This is a genomic window from Peribacillus sp. YIM B13477, assembly GCF_042787955.1.
Classification (GTDB): domain Bacteria; phylum Bacillota; class Bacilli; order Bacillales; family DSM-1321; genus Peribacillus; species Peribacillus frigoritolerans.
The window spans coordinates 1-18,496 of record NZ_JBHZPD010000013.1; the positions used below are offsets into that span (position 1 = coordinate 1).

14 protein-coding genes and 1 other annotated feature are annotated in these 18,496 nt (G+C 42.7%); of the genes, 6 read left to right on the top strand and 8 right to left on the bottom strand.

Annotation, left to right across the window (positions count from 1 at the left end; all coding sequences use genetic code 11):
* Positions 1 to 391 precede the first annotated feature (391 nt).
* Positions 392 to 658, top strand: a complete 267-nt coding sequence (locus tag ACFX4H_RS24020; protein WP_377436393.1) for a hypothetical protein — start codon at positions 392 to 394, stop codon at positions 656 to 658.
* 667 nt (positions 659 to 1,325) lie between these two features.
* Here the strand turns inward: ACFX4H_RS24020 and ACFX4H_RS24025 are convergent.
* The 4 genes from ACFX4H_RS24025 to ezrA all read right to left on the bottom strand — a co-directional run bounded on the left by ACFX4H_RS24025 (position 1,326) and on the right by ezrA (position 5,884).
* The gene (locus tag ACFX4H_RS24025; protein ID WP_034309203.1) at positions 1,326 to 1,532 is read right to left on the bottom strand and encodes an alpha/beta-type small acid-soluble spore protein; all 207 of its coding nucleotides are present in this window, start codon (positions 1,530 to 1,532) and stop codon (positions 1,326 to 1,328) included.
* 82 nt (positions 1,533 to 1,614) lie between these two features.
* Complete coding sequence (thiI, locus tag ACFX4H_RS24030) at positions 1,615 to 2,826, bottom strand: tRNA uracil 4-sulfurtransferase ThiI (protein WP_241634871.1); 1,212 nt, start codon at positions 2,824 to 2,826, stop codon at positions 1,615 to 1,617.
* A complete protein-coding gene (locus tag ACFX4H_RS24035) occupies positions 2,823 to 3,971 on the bottom strand; it encodes a cysteine desulfurase family protein (RefSeq protein WP_377436394.1) in 1,149 nt (382 codons plus the stop codon). Before ACFX4H_RS24035 ends, thiI begins: the two co-directional genes overlap by 4 nt.
* Positions 3,972 to 4,189: 218 nt before the next feature.
* The gene (ezrA, locus tag ACFX4H_RS24040) at positions 4,190 to 5,884 is read right to left on the bottom strand and encodes a septation ring formation regulator EzrA (protein ID WP_034309211.1); all 1,695 of its coding nucleotides are present in this window, start codon (positions 5,882 to 5,884) and stop codon (positions 4,190 to 4,192) included.
* A gap of 167 nt (positions 5,885 to 6,051) precedes the next feature.
* On the opposite strand from ezrA, the gene hisJ reads away from it, so the two are divergent.
* Positions 6,052 to 6,855 carry a histidinol-phosphatase HisJ gene (hisJ, locus tag ACFX4H_RS24045; protein WP_095393615.1) on the top strand — a complete coding sequence of 268 codons (804 nt, stop codon included), beginning with the start codon at positions 6,052 to 6,054 and terminating at the stop codon, positions 6,853 to 6,855.
* A 14-nt stretch (positions 6,856 to 6,869) separates the two neighbouring features.
* On the opposite strand, the gene refZ is transcribed toward hisJ, so the two are convergent.
* Complete coding sequence (gene refZ, locus ACFX4H_RS24050) at positions 6,870 to 7,514, bottom strand: forespore capture DNA-binding protein RefZ (RefSeq protein ID WP_034309217.1); 645 nt, start codon at positions 7,512 to 7,514, stop codon at positions 6,870 to 6,872.
* Between the two features lie 154 nt (positions 7,515 to 7,668).
* Here refZ and ACFX4H_RS24055 point away from each other — a divergent pair, with 154 nt between their 5' ends.
* Both ACFX4H_RS24055 and rpsD read left to right on the top strand, forming a co-directional pair.
* On the top strand, positions 7,669 to 8,148 hold the full coding sequence (locus ACFX4H_RS24055; RefSeq protein WP_034309218.1) for a GAF domain-containing protein: 480 nt from the start codon (positions 7,669 to 7,671) through the stop codon (positions 8,146 to 8,148).
* A gap of 478 nt (positions 8,149 to 8,626) precedes the next feature.
* Positions 8,627 to 9,229, top strand: coding sequence for a 30S ribosomal protein S4 (rpsD, locus tag ACFX4H_RS24060; RefSeq protein WP_034309220.1), 603 nt, complete (start codon positions 8,627 to 8,629; stop codon positions 9,227 to 9,229).
* A 377-nt stretch (positions 9,230 to 9,606) separates the two neighbouring features.
* Here rpsD and ACFX4H_RS24065 read toward each other — a convergent pair whose 3' ends face one another.
* Positions 9,607 to 10,251, bottom strand: a complete 645-nt coding sequence (locus tag ACFX4H_RS24065) for a hypothetical protein (protein WP_377436395.1) — start codon at positions 10,249 to 10,251, stop codon at positions 9,607 to 9,609.
* Between the two features lie 711 nt (positions 10,252 to 10,962).
* Positions 10,963 to 12,219 (bottom strand): tyrosine--tRNA ligase, encoded by a 1,257-nt coding sequence (gene tyrS, locus ACFX4H_RS24070; protein WP_377436396.1) that lies wholly within the window; start codon positions 12,217 to 12,219, stop codon positions 10,963 to 10,965.
* A gap of 66 nt (positions 12,220 to 12,285) precedes the next feature.
* Positions 12,286 to 12,502: a binding site (T-box leader), on the bottom strand.
* Positions 12,503 to 12,649: 147 nt separating this feature from the next.
* Between tyrS and ACFX4H_RS24075 the strand changes: the two genes are divergently transcribed.
* The gene (locus ACFX4H_RS24075) at positions 12,650 to 15,688 is read left to right on the top strand and encodes a transglycosylase domain-containing protein (RefSeq protein ID WP_377436397.1); all 3,039 of its coding nucleotides are present in this window, start codon (positions 12,650 to 12,652) and stop codon (positions 15,686 to 15,688) included.
* A 126-nt stretch (positions 15,689 to 15,814) separates the two neighbouring features.
* Here the strand turns inward: ACFX4H_RS24075 and acsA are convergent, their stop codons facing one another.
* Positions 15,815 to 17,533: an acetate--CoA ligase gene (acsA, locus tag ACFX4H_RS24080; protein ID WP_377436398.1), complete on the bottom strand. Its 1,719-nt coding sequence runs from the start codon at positions 17,531 to 17,533 to the stop codon at positions 15,815 to 15,817.
* Positions 17,534 to 17,856: 323 nt separating this feature from the next.
* Between acsA and ACFX4H_RS24085 the strand changes: the two genes are divergently transcribed.
* A complete protein-coding gene (locus ACFX4H_RS24085; protein ID WP_034309235.1) occupies positions 17,857 to 18,489 on the top strand; it encodes a GNAT family N-acetyltransferase in 633 nt (210 codons plus the stop codon).
* The last annotated feature ends 7 nt before the right edge of the window (positions 18,490 to 18,496 follow it).

The window sequence follows — 18,496 nt, forward strand, 5'->3', positions numbered from 1 at the left end:
GCAGGAGTGTCGCAAATCTCTTCCATCCTTTAAGGATTACAGAAAAAAACTTAAAGGATTAAATAGTCTTAAACATAATTCGGGATGAGACTAGCCTGCAGTTTTATTTGAGAAACCCGTTCCCTTTCCACTGACTGTCTGCCAAGCCTCATCAAAGCATGCGTCTGTGTGGTCTTGGCTAGCAGGAGTGTCGCACATCTCTTCAACCCTTTAAGGAATACTGAAAAAAACTATGAAGAGTAATCTAGTTTACCTTTAAAATTTTGGTTCGGGGCGAGAGCAATTCGGAACTCCTTTTGCCGGAAAATTGATGAAACCGCCAGACTAAAGACGAATTGGAGAAGAGGAGCCAGTTTCCCTACAATGTTTCTTAAAAAAGAAGTTCCAGTGATTGGAACGTAAGGTACGAGACTCCTGCGGGAAAAGCGTGGCCAAGGGAGACCCCGCAGGCGAGCGCCGAGGAGGCTCACGGACCGCCCGCGGAAAGCAAGTGCCTGGAGTGGAAGTCATTACACATACCCACTTTCAGAAACCCGTTCCCTATCCACTGACTGTCTGCCAAGCTTATCAAAGCAGCACCTGCAGGGTCTTTTCTAACCAGTTATTCGGCAGGAGTGTCGCAAATTTCTTCAATCCTTTAAGGAATACTGAAGGATAATCTAGTTTACTTTTAAAATTTTGGTTCGAGGCGAGAGCAATTCGGAACTCCTTTTGCCGGAAAATTGATGGAACCGCCAGACTGTAGACGAATTGGAGAAAAAGAGGCAGTTTCCATACAATGTTTCTTAAGGCTCTTTTCGTAAAGATTGTTGTTTTTAAAACGAATCTATTTAAGGTTGATTGGAGCGGAAGTGCGAGACTCCTGCGGGAGCAGCGGGACAGGTGAGACCCCACAGGCGTTTACGCCGAGGAGGCTCACCGCCCGCCCCGCGGAAAGCGAGCACCTGGAGGGGAAATCAACCACAACTCACTACCTGGTAAATAGCAACAAAGTATGTGAAAACAGCCTTTCTTAAAAAAGAAGTTCCAGTTGATTGGAACGTAAGGAACGAGACTCCTCCGGGAAAAGCGTGGCCAAGGGCGGACCGCCCGCGGAAAGCGAGTGCCTGGAGTGGAAGTCATTACACATACTCCCTTTCGGTGGGGTCTCGGCAAGCAGGAATGTTGCACTTTTCTTCATTCCAATAATGTTTCATATTATATAAGACAGTAAAAAATTATGTAGTAAAGCTAAGGAATTTATTAAATCGGCGTTCACGAATTAATTCCACAAACGTAAAGAGAGCGGGTATTAAAACCCGCTCTCTGTAGCCATATTTATGAAATTATCTGTTGAAACCTCCGCCTAATTGTTGTTCAGCCATTTGAACAAGGCGTTTTGTGATTTCTCCACCAACTGAACCGTTAGCGCGAGATGTTGTGTCGGCACCAAGTTGCACGCCGAATTCTGTAGCGATTTCATATTTCATTTGTTGTAGAGCTTGTTCAACTCCAGGTACCAATAATTCGTTTGAGCTGTTGTTGTTTGCCATGTGTGTTTCACCTCCTTGTGATTATAGAGTGTGTTAAAACACATGGCTTCATTCGCACATTTTTATTGGTAATTAAAGGATTCTAGAATAAGTCTTCCATCGCTTCTTCCTTATCGAAAGTCTGACCCGGTTTAACCGTTAATATTTCTGTTTCGGAGACCGCTTTTTCAATCAAGGATTCAAAGTCGACGAAGCTTTCATAGTAATTGACTTTTTCACGTTTCGGTTTCGTTTTTGGGCTTGCCGGCGTAAATACCGTACAGCAATCCTCGTACGGCAGATTGGATATTTCAAAAGTATCGAGTTCTCTTGCTATTTTGATGATTTCTGTCTTATCCATGGTAATCAGCGGACGCAGGATCGGTGTATTCGTCACCTCATTGATGGCAAACATGCTGCTCATCGTCTGGCTTGCAACCTGCCCAAGGCTTTCACCGGTGATCAGTGCCATGGCTTCTTCCTTTTCACGGATGCGATCGGCGACCCGCATCATTAAACGACGGGTTGTAGTCATTGAGTAGTTTTCCGGGATTTGTTTTTGAATCAATAATTGGATTTCCGTAAATGGAACGATATGCACTTTCATGCTTCCATTTATTTCCCCCAGCTTGCCTGCCAAATCAATGACCTTTTGACGTGAACGCTCACTTGTGAAAGGCGGGCTGTAAAAATGGATCGCCTCCACGTCCAATCCCCGTTTCATCGAAAGGAAGCCTGCAACAGGGCTATCAATCCCGCCTGAAAGCATCAGCATCGCCTTCCCGCTTGAACCGAATGGAAGACCGCCTGCACCCTGGATGATTTCACCTGTCAAATACACGGCTTCGCGTCTCACTTCCACTAGCAGGTTCAAATCTGGGTTCTTTACATCCACTTTTAAATCTTCTGTATTTCGGAGCAAATGCCCGCCGATTGCCCTGTTAATTTCATCGGTATTATATGGAAAATCCTTATCGGCGCGTTTTGTCGTGATTTTGAACGTGTTTACCTCTTCAAGGGTATGATTAAGGTAATACAATGCGGCCGTTTTCATCACTTCCAGATCACGCTCTATTTTTATTGCAGGGCTTAATGACTGTATTCCAAAAATGCCTTTCAATCGGTCAATGACCGGCACATGGTCAGCACCGTTCAGGAGAACGTACATCCGCTCCCGGTTGGCTGTCAGCACTACGCCTTCTATATCTTTTAAACTCCAGCGGATATGTGCCTTCATTTTGTCTACAAAGCCTTTACGGTTTCTTTTTTTAGTGGAGATTTCTCCATAACGGATAATTATATGATCAAATTTCATTTAGCAACCCTCATTATTTTTTCTAAATTAGCGACTATTTTCTGTATCGCCGCCAGAACTTTCTTTGCTTCTTCCATTTCATTGCTATAGGTAGTGCTGATACGGATGACGCTTTCAGAACGAGCTGAATGATGGTACATCGCGTCCACCGTTTTGCTTACCGTCCTTTTTTTCGAAGAACAGGCACTAGTCGTCGAAACATATATTCCTTCCGATTCCAGTGCATGCAGCAATACCTCGGATTTAAGGCCCGGAACGGAAAAATTCACAATATGGGGTGCACCCTCTTCGGGACTGTTAACCAACACCCCGTCCATTTCCTTCAAACCTTTATATAAATAAGTTTTGATTTGCTGAAGCTTATCATGATACAGCAATTGATTGTTCATACTAATACGCAAAGCCTTCGAAAGGGCGACGATTCCCGCAACATTTTCGGTGCCGCTCCTGATTTTCGTTTCCTGATTGCCACCATGGAAAAGCGGGTCGACCCGAACTCCTTCACGAACATACAGGATGCCCGTTCCCTTCAAACCGTGAACCTTGTGGCCGGAAATTGTACATAAATCCACATTGGCTTCACGCAATGATAACGAAACCTTGCCTGCTCCCTGTACATTATCGACATGAAAGAGCACGTTTGGGTATTGTTTTAACAATTTGCCCACTTCAGCAATCGGCTGTATCGAGCCAACTTCATTATTAACATGCATGACGGAAACCAAAATGGTATCTTCCCTCAATGCATCCTTAAGATCGGTTACATCAATTTGTCCAAATTCGTTAACGGGAAGATATGTGATCTCATATCCCATTCTCGTCAATGATTGGCATGCGTCTTCTACAGAAGGATGTTCAATCGCTGTCGTGATTATGTGTTTGCCGCGATTTCCCTGAGAGTGGGCTGCACCTTTAATGGCAAGATTATTTCCTTCCGTTCCGCCGGAAGTGAAATATATTTCCGAACTCTTCACCTTTAATAAATCAGCAATCTGCTTTCTGGCAGCGGAAAGCAGTTTTTCGGATTGCACCCCAAGTCCATGAAGCGAAGAGGGGTTCCCGAAATAGTCCGAAGTAACCTTCATGAATGATTCGATTACTTCGGGATATGGTTTTGTTGTTGCACTATTGTCAAAATAAATCATGGGTTCACCTTCCATGTTTTTATATCTATGATGGTCACTCTTCTAAATATAAGTTTCAATGTTGCTGTTGCAACTTCTAATATTAACATAATTGAATTTGAAAGAGAATGTAAAACACTGATCCAAGAATGATAGGATACCTGCTTCTTTTTATTCCCGAGAATGATTTAACTTCCCACCTAATCTAGAAAAAGAAAAAAACCCGCCATGGCGGGTTTTCAGGAAAGGACTTCTTCTATGTTCGCACCGATTTTTCGTAAACTGCCTGGGTCGACCTTTTCTATGGCAGTGGCTGCCGTTTCCAATGCGGCTTGATATTCATAGCTTCGGAATTTCGCTTCGGCTTCCCTTAGGCTCTCGGCTACCATATCGTGGCTGCTTCGATAACGATTTCCGAATTGGATCACCTTTTCGGCCAAATACATATGCTCGATCAATTCTTGGGCTTTTTCGTGGACCTTATCCACCTGTTGAACCGCTTTTTCCAAATAAATATAAACAGCGGCCATCTCAAGCGGCTTTTCTTCAAGTTTACCCTGAACGTCATCCATGCTTTCTTTGGCATCCTGAAGCACCACTTTATACTCTTCTGGAAGACCTGGAATATTGCTTTTTGAAATTAAACGTCCAGTATCGACCATTTTGCGCTTCAATTCTGCCAGTGAATCCCTGGCATCCATTTCATCTTTTCGTAAAGCCTGTAATTTAACGGTAAAGTCTTTCTGATTTTCCTGTAATTCCTTCAACTGTACTGCAAGCCCCTGCATCTCTTCGCTGATAAGCGAGCTTGCCATCACATTATCCTCCATTTTCAAGACGAGCAATTGATGGCGTTTTGAAATCTGGGCAATCTGCTTTTCCATTTTCCGTTGGGCATCGAGCTCATTTTCCGTCAGATGATACGTGTGTTGAACATGTATGGTTTCAACTTTAAGTTTATCGTTTTCATATTCCAGGTCACTAATCGTTTTCCTGAGAATTTCATCATTTTTCAAGATATACTGTTTTGAAAGTACTTCTTTTTCCAAAAGGTCATAAAGAACCTCGATGCTTTCGCGCATTTCTTTAATGCCTTTTTCCACTGCTTCCGTTTCGGCATTTTCCAATTGTGTTTTATATAGATCCAGTTCTTCCTCAAGCCGTGATATCTCCTGCTCGAATTGGATATGGCTCAACAGGTACCCCTGTCCTGACATCTCCTCATAACCATCCTTCAATTCATTAAGCTGGGAATGCAGCTCGGATTGGCTATCAACCAATAATTTTGGGAGCATTTCCATTTTAACTGACAGAACCGCCAATTTGTCCTTAATGGTGAGAACAAGCTCCCTCGCATTCAAATAATTGCCGTTCACGGTCTCTTCTTCATATTTCTGAAGGATCTGCAACACTTCATCCAAGGAGCTTTCCAGCTTATCAGCCGCTTTCCCATAATTATGCCTGTGTGCAAGCAGGGATTTCTTCAATTGACGGTAGGATTCTTTGATATCCTCAATTTCCAATCGATTCTTTTCCTCACTGCCTACGAGTTCATTCAGTTCGTATAGGATCTTTTTGATCATTTCCTCTATTTCATTCAGCTTGACTGTAATTTTGCGCTGTATCTCTTTTGATCGGCTGAAACGGTATTTATCGACGAATTCCTCGGCATCGAATAAAAGTCCTTCGACTTCGGGCATATGATCCGTAATGATGGCGTCCCATTCAATGCGCCAGTTTTCGAACATTTCCTCTGTTTCACCTGTCATGTTCAATTGTTTGACTTTAGAAAGCTCTTCCAGCACGGGGCGGTGCATGATGCTTATTTTCCAGGATTCCAGTCGATCGATTTCTTTAAAATATCTCTTTTTGAAAAAATAACCCCAAATGATGAAAATCAAAATTAATACAATTACCCCAATTATGTAATCCATGGTAAGCCCCCTGTTCTAGTCCTTACAGTCTTGCTATTTATATATGAATTGTAAAAATGTTAAATTTAATGCTTTTATGATACCATGTTAGCAATAATTTTTGACGAGAAAAATGATTTTTTTGTAGAAAATTGCTACAAATACCTGTTTTTTGGGAGGGAAGGACCATGAAAGCTGACGGTCATGTGCACACTCCGTTTTGCCCTCACGGCTCTACGGATAAATTCGATGAATATATTACGCGGGGAATCGAGCTAGGATTAAAGGAAATCACATTTACGGAACATGCTCCATTGCCACGAAATTTTCAAGATCCTACGCCTGAAAAAGACAGCGGGATGGACGCTGCCCTGCTCCTCGATTACTTTCAAGAGCTCCGCGTACTGAAAGAACGCCATAAAGACAAAATCCTGATCAAAACAGGTCTGGAGGTTGACTTTATAGAGGGGTATGAAAAAGAAACAAAAGAATTCCTCGACGAAATCGGAGAATTCCTTGATGATAGTATACTTTCCGTTCACTTCATCAAGCATCAAAACAGCTGGCATTGCATCGATTTCAGCGAAAATGGGTTTGCTGAGATTGCCAATGAACTAGGTTCAGTGGAATCGGTTTATGCCAAATATTACGATACACTGGAAAAATCAATAGAAACTGATTTAGGCATTTATAAACCAAAACGGATCGGGCACATTACGCTTGTCCATAAATTCCAGCATCGATATCCGCCGGCATCAAGTTTTGACGAGCGGGTTTACAAGGTTCTCGAAATGATCAAGGATCAAAGGTATGAACTGGATTATAATGGAGCTGGGCTTGTAAAGCCGCTATGCGGTGAACCCTACCCTCCTGAACGATTTGCAAAGCGTGCTTTAGAACTCGGCATTCCGCTCATTTATGGTTCCGATGCCCATCAGGCTAAAGATTTGGGTCAGGGCCATCAGGCACTGATTGCAGGGTATAATGGGTAACTCATGTTTACACCTCAGCCCCGGCCGGCTAACAGCGGCTGCAGGTCTTCGGCAATGAATAGGGTATCTTGCAGAAAACGCCCGACTTCATTGGCATAAATATTCGTGTAATACGCTTCCTGCGGGAACACATGAAGCACATCCATCGCATAATGGGTATGCAGGACAGGGGCCGTCAATAATCCCTTCAACTGCAGCATATACATGGGAACGGAGACCTGCTGGAAACTCCTGCTCTTGATTCCTTGTTCCAATATATATTGAAAATAAGACTTTTCCTTTGTAAAATAAGTCGAATGAATTTCACGGTTTAAATTGGAATCGAGTGAAGATTCCCCATAAATGAACCTTGCAGCAAGGAAGTTTTCCCTCTGGAAAGCGAGGATATCCTTTACAAGGTTCATCAAGCAATGCTGCGGGCCTTTAAGTTCAAGCAGCGTCATGTTCGTCTCAAGGACCAGGATATATTCTTCTAAATAGGAAGTGAAACAGAATTCCAGCAACCCCTGCTTATTCTTGAAATAGTAGGCAATATTGGCAGCGTTCACTTTCGCTTTATTCGCAATATCCCGTATGGATGTAGCATGATAGCCTTTTAAATGAAATAAATGCAATGCAGCATCCACAATGGCTTGTTTCGTTGGCGTCTGGCGATTCATTCAGGCAATCCCTCGCTTTCTTTGAGACAAGTCTTATGGACTACTTCTTCACGAAAGAGCCTTAATCCTTTAGTAAGTTCTCGACAATTTCCCAACAATGGAGCATCATGATTAGAAAGTGCTGTAAAAATATGAGGAAGACAGGTGAACGCTTTTGTTTAATGTCGAAATGTATCAAGGAAAAAAAGAAAAAAACTATGAACTGGTCCAAAAACAACTACTTGCCTTAATCGAAGATGAAACGAACAGGATAGCCAATTTAAGCAATGCGGCAGCTTTACTTAATCAGTTTCTCGATGAGATTAACTGGGTTGGCTTTTATTTATATGAAGAAGACCAATTAATACTGGGACCCTTCCAGGGGCTTCCGGCCTGTGTCCGCATTCCAATGGGCAAGGGCGTATGCGGGACTTCAGCGGCAACTGAAAAAACCCTGCGCATTGAGGATGTCCACCAATTCCCTGGACATATCGCCTGCGATGCGGCGTCAAGATCTGAAATTGTCATCCCGCTCATGAAGGATGGCAAATTGCTTGGTGTCCTCGATATCGACAGCCCGATAACGGACCGTTTTGACGAAATGGATCAGCAAGGACTGGAGAAGTTCGCTGAAATCCTTTCCAATCATCTATAAAAGTTAAAGGGAGCGGCAACCCATGCCTGCTCCCTTTTTCATTTCAGTACCCAGGTACAAACCCTTTCCTGAACCCTTCTCAATATATAACTTCCCACCGGCCCTGTTGACATTTCACTTTTAAATGATGCAAAGGAAACCCGTGGCAAGGGCTTCCAAGTAATCCCGGAAACCATCCATAATTGTTGTATTCATTATCTCATGATAAAATTGTATTTTTCCTGCCGCCATTCTCTATTCCATAATTATCACAACTGTCCTTGACTCATTGAGCAGAATATTATACAATACTCTTTGTGTAAAATATTGCAGCCTATGTGATAGCCTTTATGTTCTCATTTTGTTCCTCAATCCAGAGGTGTATCTCGTAACCCTCTGCTGCTAGGGCGAAGGTACATGAAAACAAAATGGTCATGATCGTACATTCACACGGTTTTTATTTTACCAAAATAAAAACATTTAAAGGAGGAGTCATCCTATGGCTCGTTATACTGGCCCAAGCTGGAAACTATCCCGTCGTTTAGGAATTTCCCTAACAGGTACTGGTAAAGAATTAGAAAAACGCCCTTATGCTCCAGGACAACATGGTCCTAACCAACGTAGAAAAATTTCTGAATACGGAATGCAACTACAAGAGAAACAAAAACTTCGTCACATGTACGGAATCACTGAGCGTCAATTCCGCACAATGTTCGACCGCGCTGGCAAACTTAAAGGTGTACATGGTGAAAACTTCATGATTCTTCTTGAATCACGTCTTGACAACCTAGTTTACCGTCTTGGTTTAGCTCGTACACGTCGTCAAGCACGTCAACTTGTTAACCACGGTCACATCACTGTAGACGGAAGCCGCGTAGACATTCCATCTTACAAAGTGTCTCTTGGACAAACAATCTCAGTTCGTGAAAAATCACGCAACTTCTCAATCATCAAAGAATCAGTTGAAGCAACTAACTTCGTTCCTGATTTCCTTACTTTCGATGCTGAGAAATTAGAAGGTACTTTCACTCGTTTACCAGAACGTTCTGAATTGCCTGCTGAAATTAACGAAGCTCTTATCGTTGAGTTCTACTCTCGTTAATAAAAACGCTTTGTTAACAGCAATTAGGAAAACCCTAAAAACATTGATACATCAGTGTTTCTAGGGTTTTTTCTTTTTCTCCTGATTTTTAGAATGGTGTATGATAACCTGTTTTATTAGGGGAGGTTTAGAAAACTCCAATAAAAAAATAGGTTGTGGACTGTTGCTTATTTTTACGTTCTCTTGAAATAGGAGGACGTTTTTAATATCAGAGAAGAATACTTTATAAAGTAGTATAATAAGTAAAAATATAGCGAAAGCCAAGTCACCACCACATTACTTAAATTATAAATGTAGGAGAAATACAGTAACGAAATAGGCTAAGACAATTATTGTAGATAATATATTCATTTAAAATAGATACTGTATTTGATTTCTTATTTATATTTAACTTTTATATAGGGAGCACCAACACCGTATGCAGTATTTGAATAATACGTATTTATAACATTTCCAGTCGGGCTTTTGACTATGTGTTTAAATCTCTTGAAAGTAATGTCTGACCAAACACCTAATCTACTGTATTTTTTTGAATTAGCTGGGATTGTTGTAGAAACTGAGGTATTATGAGCTACGCTAACACCCACATTAAATCCATCATAACTATAAGAACCAGAAATAGTATATGATTTCCCACGAGAAATAGTATAACTGCTAGCTTTAGCCCAAGCGTTTGTAAGAGGGTGATAGTTTACCCATTTTTCTTTTGCTGTATTAGTAGTAATGGTTGTTGTTGTAGTTTTATTACACGTTGCGCATATAGGAACAATTTTTATAATTTGGCTATCTAAATAAGCATTATAGTCTTCTACTGTATCAAAAAATACTAAGGTTCCATCGTCTTTTGTTAAACTGTAAGGAGCATCAACTGTTAATTCCACATTAGCTCCTTCAATTTCTACAATGGAATCGTCTCCCCCTTCTGCTGAAACCCTTGATAAATTCAGAGATCCTATTAATAGAATAAACAGGCTGAAAAGACTAAGAAGCTGAATGTAAAACTTTTGGTTATTAATTCTCATTTTTTACCCCTCCTATTTTTTCTGAATTTTCCGATAATTACAGTATACACTTTTTAGTATATAATACAAATTAACTAAAGAGAGGTGATATTATGAAATTAATAGCCGGAACTATAGCATTATCTGTTTCTTTTATCCTATTTATTTATTTGTATGGCTTAAAAGTAGATCACTCTATTAAATACAACGGAAGCTTTTATACGTTTCCAGCAATACTATTATTGATAGCCATGTTTTGTTTTGTATCAATTATGAGGAAAAACAACAAAGACTAAACATAATAAAATGTTGATTAGCTAAAAATCCTGACTCAAATTCGAGTAGACGTGATGGAGATTCCAGAAAATCATGATAATCCGTTAGAGCATACCATTCAATGAAAGTAATTCTTACCTCCTTCTTATCTGCAGAAATCTCTTGCCTATTGGAGCTTAGACAAAGCTGTTTCGGTACCTTTTCAAAGATAGCATCAAGTTCCAGGGTCAAACCCTTCCATGTAAGATTGGCTTTTGCACCCTTTTAAATGTGACTACTGCAGATTTAGACTTAGGTTTCCATCCTCCTCTCCCAATTAAAATCATAGCTTATCCTCCCGACGGTTGTGGGTAAAGCGACTCTAGGGGGTGCAGTGCCCACGTTCCAATCAACGTTTTTTTAAAAAAAATTATTGCAGAACAAAGCCCGGCTGGGATTCAGCCGGGCTTTGGACAATCATTTCACTAATGTGTATTTCTTCTTGCCGCGACGAACGAGGATGAACTCCCCTTCAATCTTGGCAGCTTCCGTCACTACATATTGCAGATCGGTCACTTTCTCCCCATTTATGGAGATTGCCCCGTTCTGAATATCTTCACGGGCTTGACGCTTTGATGGCGAAATTTTCGCTTCAACGATTAAATCGACCAAACCGATATCTTCCTTGCTTTCACGTTCGAAGCTAGGGACATCTTTAAAGCCCAATTTGATTTCCGCTGCACTTAAATTCTTCACCTCACCGCTGAATAGGGCGGCAGAGATTTTGATCGCTTGGTCAAGAGCCTGCTGACCATGAATCAAACGGGTCATTTCTTCCCCTAAAGCTTTTTGCGCTTTACGCAAATGCGGTTCGTTTTGTACGGATTGCTCTAACTCTTCAATCACCTCACGAGATAGGAATGTGAAGAATTTAAGGTATTTCACGACATCTGCATCTGCTGTATTGATCCAGAATTGGTAAAATTCATAAGGAGTCGTTTTTTCCGGATCAAGCCATATCGCTCCGCCTTCCGTTTTACCGAATTTCGTTCCATCCGCTTTCGTTACGAGCGGGATCGTCATACCAAATGCTTTGGCATTCTCATCATTGGATTTCCTGATCATTTCAAGGCCGGTCGTAATGTTGCCCCATTGATCACTGCCGCCTATTTGCAATTTACAGTCGTAATTGCTGTATAAATGACCGAAATCAATTCCTTGTAAAATCGTGTACGCAAATTCAGTGAAGGAAATTCCCGTATCCAAGCGGGAAGCAACCGTATCTTTTGCCAGCATGTAGTTAATGCCGATGTATTTCCCGTAATCACGCAGGAACGTAACCATATCGATTTTGCCTATCCAGTCATAGTTATTGACCATGACCGCACCATTTTCACCGTCGAATTCAAAGATGTGGGATAGCTGCCCTTTTATGCAGTCTGCATTATAAAGCACTTTTTCCAGCGTTTGCAGCTGACGTTCCTCTTTTTTACCGCTAGGATCACCGATGAGTCCTGTCGCACCGCCTACTAGCACAAGGGGACGATGACCGTGCTGCTGGAAACGGCGCAATGTCAAGAATGGCAATAGATGACCGATGTGCATGCTATCCGCAGTTGGATCGACACCACAGTATAAAGAAATTTTCTCTTTTTCCAAAAGGTTCTTAAAACCTTCTTCATCCGTTTGTTGATAAATAATTCCTCTCCACTCGAGGTCTTTAAGCAATTCCATTAAATATTCCTCCTCCATCTTAGAAAAAACCCGCAAAAAGCACACAAAAACGCCCCTTCATAAATATGAAGGGACGAATGAATTCGCGGTACCACCCAACTTGAGGACATAATACGCCCTCCGCTCAAGACGAATAACGGTCGTCAGCCGTTTCCTGCTACTAATCATTTCACAGCAAATGCTCCAGGAAGTAATTCATCATACCATTTGTACCGATTTCCACTAACCACCGGCTCTCTGAAACAGGGATAGTCTGACTACTGGGTCCTATCATCGCGATCATTTAATCATTTTATTGTTGTTAATAAACTTTTATCATACATAAGAATCCTTGTCAACATCACCTACAGATTATAGAAAAATAAGAAAGATGCCCTTTCCCCTACCGGTTGTATGCTATAATATATGTGATTTCAGGGGGTATGATACGATGAATAATAATCAAAAAGATAGATTTCAAACAGTCTGGAAGCAGCTGACCCGTTTTTTCCAAAGTGAAAAAACACATAATAACGCGCGGGTTACATACCAAGTCATTTGGAATTTAACACTGATCCTCATTATTGTCGGGATCCTAGGATTCTCATTCGCCGGCGGCGTCGGAGCCGGCTATTTCGCTGCCCTCGTCAATGATGAGCCAGTACGCTCAAAAGAAGATTTGAAAAAAGACATTTACAATTATGAAGAGACCTCTGAAGTATACTTTGCAGATGAAGTATACTTGGGCAAGCTCAAGAGTGACCTTGAGCGTGAGGAAGTGTCCATCGATAAAGTTTCCAAGCATCTTAAAAATGCAGTCATCGCTACTGAAGATGAGTATTTTTATGAGCATGACGGGGTTGTCCCGAAAGCCATCCTGCGTGCGATTTACCAGGAATTTTCGAATGCAACCGTCCAATCGGGAGGAAGTACATTAACACAGCAGCTCATTAAAAACCAGGTCCTGACCAACGAAGTATCATTTGAACGGAAAGCAAAAGAAATTCTTCTTGCGCTCCGGGTCGAAAAGTTCTTTGAAAAAGAAGAGATTTTGGAAACGTACTTAAACGTCTCCACTTTGGGACGAAACTCTTCAGGCCGTAACATCGCCGGGGTCGAGTCCGCCGCTGAAGGTATTTTTGGAGTGGAGGCCAAAGACCTGACACTGCCCCAATCAGCCTTTATCGCTGGATTGCCGCAAAGCCCTTTCGGATATACACCATATACCCAGAAAGGAAAATTGAAGGAAAATCAAAAGCCCGGCATCAACCGGATGAAAACCGTTTTAAAGCGGATGTATAGTAACGGGTACATAACAAAAGAAGAATATGCTAAAGCAAACGCATACGACATTACTAAAGACTTTATCGGTAAAACGGAGATGCCATCCGAGAAATATCCATGGCTCATCGATGAAATCGAAAAACGCTCCATCGAAATCCTCTCTGTCAGTCTGGCAAAAGAAGATGGATATGAAGAGAAAGATTTAAAGAATGATGATTTAAAAGCTCAATATCTAGCACTTGCCGACCGTAAGCTGCGGCAAAATGGCTATAAGGTATATACGACCGTCAACAAAAAGATTTATGACAAGATGCAGGAAGTAACGAAAAACTATCCAAATTTCGGGTACGATAAACTGGCGCAAGTCCCCGACCCGGATACGAAGGAAATGAAGACTGTGAGCCAGCCCGTAGAGGCCGGAGCGATTCTTATCGAGAATAAAACAGGGAAAATCATCAGTTTCGTAGGCGGCCGCGATTTCAAGCGGGAACAGACGAACCATGCCACCGCATCATTGCGCTCGAACGGATCAACGATGAAGCCGCTGGTGATATATGGTCCAGGCATCGAGCTGGGCAAGATCTCGCCTGGCAGCGTATCGGCCAACGTGCCGATCTCCATTCCAACAGGCGGCAAACCGTGGAGTCCAGGAAACTATGGCGGCGGCAGCTATACGGGAGTATCGACTGCCCGCGAGGCCCTGAAGAATTCCTATAACATCCCGGCAGCGCTCTTTTACAAGAAAATCATCAACCTGAGCCCCGCTTCGTATTTGGAAAAAATGGGCTTCTCCACCGTGACGAAAGGGGATTACTCCAATCTTGCCGTGTCATTGGGTGCGATGGAAAAAGGTGTAACCGTTGAAGAAAACGTCAATGCATATGGCACTTTTGCCAATTCAGGAGAATTCATAGATGCTTATATGATCGATAAAATCGTTTCGAAAGATGGCAAAGTCATCTATCAGCATAAAGTGAAACCAGTGGATGTTTTCTCTCCGCAAGCCGCTTACCTGACGCTCGATATGATGCGTGATGTCGTAAACAGCGGGACGGCGGCCTCGGTCAGGAACCGCCTTGCTTTCTCAAGCGATTGGGCAGGTAAAACCGGTACTTCACAAAACTATTGGGATGCCTGGTTTGTAGCCAGCAACCCGAATGTATCGTTCGGGACATGGCTCGGTTATGACAAGCCAAAATCCTTGCAAGGGACTTATAATGGTCTTGAATATAATAAACGTAATATGTATTATTGGGCAGATCTGATCAATGCCGCATATAAAGTCGACCCTAAACTCATCGACCCCGATAAGCGATTCGAAATGCCTGGCGGAATTGTCAGCCGTTCCTTCTGTGGCGTTTCAGGACTGCTGCCTTCAAGCTCATGCCAAAAGGCCGGGCTTGTCAAATCGGATTTATTCATCGCCAAGTATGCTCCATCCAGGGCGGATGATAGTTTCATAGATGGACAATATGTATCAGTGGGCAGCAAACGCTACGCAGCCCTTCCGCAAACACCTGGCGAATTCAAAAGCGGCGGGTTCATGTTGAATCCAGATTCCTTTGCAGATATCGGATTGAGATATGTCATTGACCCGGGATCCGTGATTCCCGGAGCCGAAAAATCAGGAAATCTCGTCGGGGCGACAGCGAAATTGAATGATAATGGCAAAGCACCAGATCCCCTATCCATAACGATCAGCAACGATAAGATTACATGGGGCTTGCATCATGAAGGAGATGTCGTCGGTTATCGTGTCTATAAAGACGGCAAAAAAGTGGCGAGCATCAATGCTGGGGAGAATCTTGTTTACAAAGTCGGATCTGGCGGATCTTATTACGTAACGGCCGTCGACATTGTCGGTAAAGAATCAGCCCCTTCCCAACATGTTGAAAGCGGCGCTAAAAAGACAAGTTCCAAAGAAGATTCCACGAAAAATAAAGATGATCGCGGAAAAGATAAAGTAGTTAACGAAGTTAAAAAAACAGACTCAAAAGAAGAGAACGCTCCAGACAAAAATACAGATAAACAACCGGAAAAAGATATACAACAAGAAACGGAAACGGATAAAGAAAAAGATCCAGTTCAAGACAAAGATCAAAACAAAGAGAATACAGATAAAGAAATTCAAGGGAACGACAAAGATCAAGGCACAGTCAATGAACAAGAGCAAGAAACGGTTAAAGCGGAAGAAGGGGAAGAATGACACTCTTGAACTAAAACAGGCTGTCGGGTAACCCCCGACAGCCTGTTTCCTTATAATCTCCCAAAAAGGCATCCATGTGACAATGGATGCCTTTTTCATTTTCAATAATCAGTATGACTCAGTTTCTCAATCCTCCATCGATGATAAATCACCGGTTGGCAAATCAAGTTCCCAAGCTTTCAAGACACGGCGCATGATTTTACCGCTTCTTGTTTTAGGAAGTTTATCCCTGAATTCAATTTCACGAGGTGCTGCATGTGCTGCTAGACCATGCTTCACAAATGTACGAATATCCTCAATCAACTCATCGTTCGCATCGTATCCGTCCCGAAGGGCGATAAACGCTTTGATAATCTCCCCCCGAACCGGATCCGGTTTACCGATGACCCCCGCTTCAGCTACAGCTGGATGCTCGACCAACTTGCTTTCCACTTCGAAAGGTCCGACCCTCTCCCCTGCAGTCATGATGACATCATCAACACGGCCTTGGAACCAGAAATAACCATCTTCATCCATGTATGCGGAATCTCCGGAAACATACCAATCGCCTGGCATAAAGTAAGATTCATATTTCGCTTCATTCTTCCAGACGGTCTTCATCATCGAAGGCCAGCCTTTCTTGATGGCAAGGTTCCCCATTCTATGCGGAGGAAGCTCATTGCCTTGATCATCCACTATTGCCGCTTTCACGCCAGGAATCGGTTTACCCATCGAACCCGGTTTGATTTCCAGGCAAGGATAATTGCAGATGACCTGAGCCCCGGTCTCCGTCATCCACCATGTATCATGGATCCGGTGATTGAATACCTTCATTCCCCAGCGCACCACTTCCGGGTTCAACGGTTCACCGACACTTAAAATATGGCGGAGAGTGCTTAAATCGAACCGCTTAACGATCTCGTCACCCGCGCCCATCAGCATCCTGAAGGCAGTCGGTGCACTATACCATACCGTGACACCAAAGTCCTCCAAGGTCTTGTACCAGGATTCAGGCTTGAAACGCCCGCCTACAATGACATTCGAGGTCCCTGTCAGCCAAGGTCCAAAAATCCCGTAAGACGTCCCTGTCACCCAACCAGGATCCGCTGTGCACCAATACACATCCTCATCCTGCAAATCAAGGACCCATCTTGCCGTTTGATAATGCTGGATCATCGCATTATGAACATGAAGCACCCCTTTTGGTTTTCCTGTGGAACCGGAGGTATAGTGAAGAATCAGACCGTCATTCCGATCGACCCATTCAATGTCGAATTTTTTGTCGGCTTCTTTTAATTTCTTATTGAAGTGATGGTACTTTCCTTCTTCTTTTATATTTTCCCCCACCAGGAAAATATGCTTTAAATGGGGTAATTCATCCACTGGAACGCGCGGCAAAAGTTCAGGTGTCGTCACAATCACACTTGCCTCACTATCTTCAAGACGATCCCTTATGGCGCCTTCCATGAAGGCTTCGAACAACGGCCCTACGACCGCTCCCGTTTTAATCGCACCCAACAATGCAAAATACAGCTCCGGGGAGCGAGGCATGAAAATGAAAACACGATCACCTTTTTCCACATTGGCAATGTTCTTGAATACATTGGCCGCTTGGTTCGTATATTCTTTCATTTCCTTGAATGTATACTTTTCATTTCTTTTATCGTCTTTGTAATAAAGGGCCACTTTATTCTTTTTGTATGTTTCGACATGGCGGTCAATGGCTTCATACGCAAGATTCACTTTACCGGTTTCAGACCAGGAGAATTCCTTTTCCGTCTCAGACCAGTCAAACTTATTGTATTTTTCATCATAATTCTTTAAATTAAAATTACCTTCCACTACTGGTAACGCTTTCACATTCATACGACAAACTCCCCCTTCATTCGGCTCTATATTTTTATTATAGTATAAGAATCGAATTATCTCAATTTTTAAAATATTGGGTACTTCCATATTAGGGAAATCCCTTCTTGGTGAATGTTGAAAGTTACTAGTATATGGTCATGGTCAAGGTGCATCCATATGATAGCCGGGAAAGAAGGAGCACTGTAACAAAAGCGCCTTGAACTTTCTGAATTATGCCCCTTGTTTTCATGTATAATTTATGTAAGCTTTCCATTCGGTTTAAAAGCGATGCTTCGGAATGCGAGAGTGTAAGATTACTATATAACAAGGGTGGTGAAAGAATGGAATATAGTAAGACCTTTTACACTAAGGAACTGCAGACATTAAGCGGAACGCTCATCATCGAGGGACCGTTAAGCGGAGAAAAAATGTCCGCTTATGAGTTTCATGAAGACTTGGTCGCCTTTCGCCCCCCTGCTTTGCAGCATAAAGCGTTAATAGAGATAGCAGACTTGCCTGAGGGCAGGATTTTCATCGCCCGTGAAAATGAAACAATCGTGGGGTATGTAACTTACTTATATCCCGATCCCTTGGAGCGCTGGTCGGAAATCAAGATGGAGGACCTGATTGAGCTTGGTGCAATCGAGGTCATCCCTAAATACCGGGGTGCCTCGGTCGGGAAGAACCTGATCCGCCTTTCAATGGAAGACGATTCGGTTGAAGACTTCATCATCATCACCACTGAATACTATTGGCATTGGGATTTGAAAGGGACAGGGCTGAATATTTGGGACTATCGCAAGGTCATGGAAAAAATGATGAGTGCGGGTGGCTTGGTCTACTTTGCAACAGATGATCCTGAAATCAGTTCCCACCCGGCCAACTGCCTGATGGCCCGAATTGGCAAAAGAGTCCCGCCGGAATCCATCCAGAAGTTCGACCAGTTGCGTTTTATGAATCGGTTTATGTATTAAAGAGGAG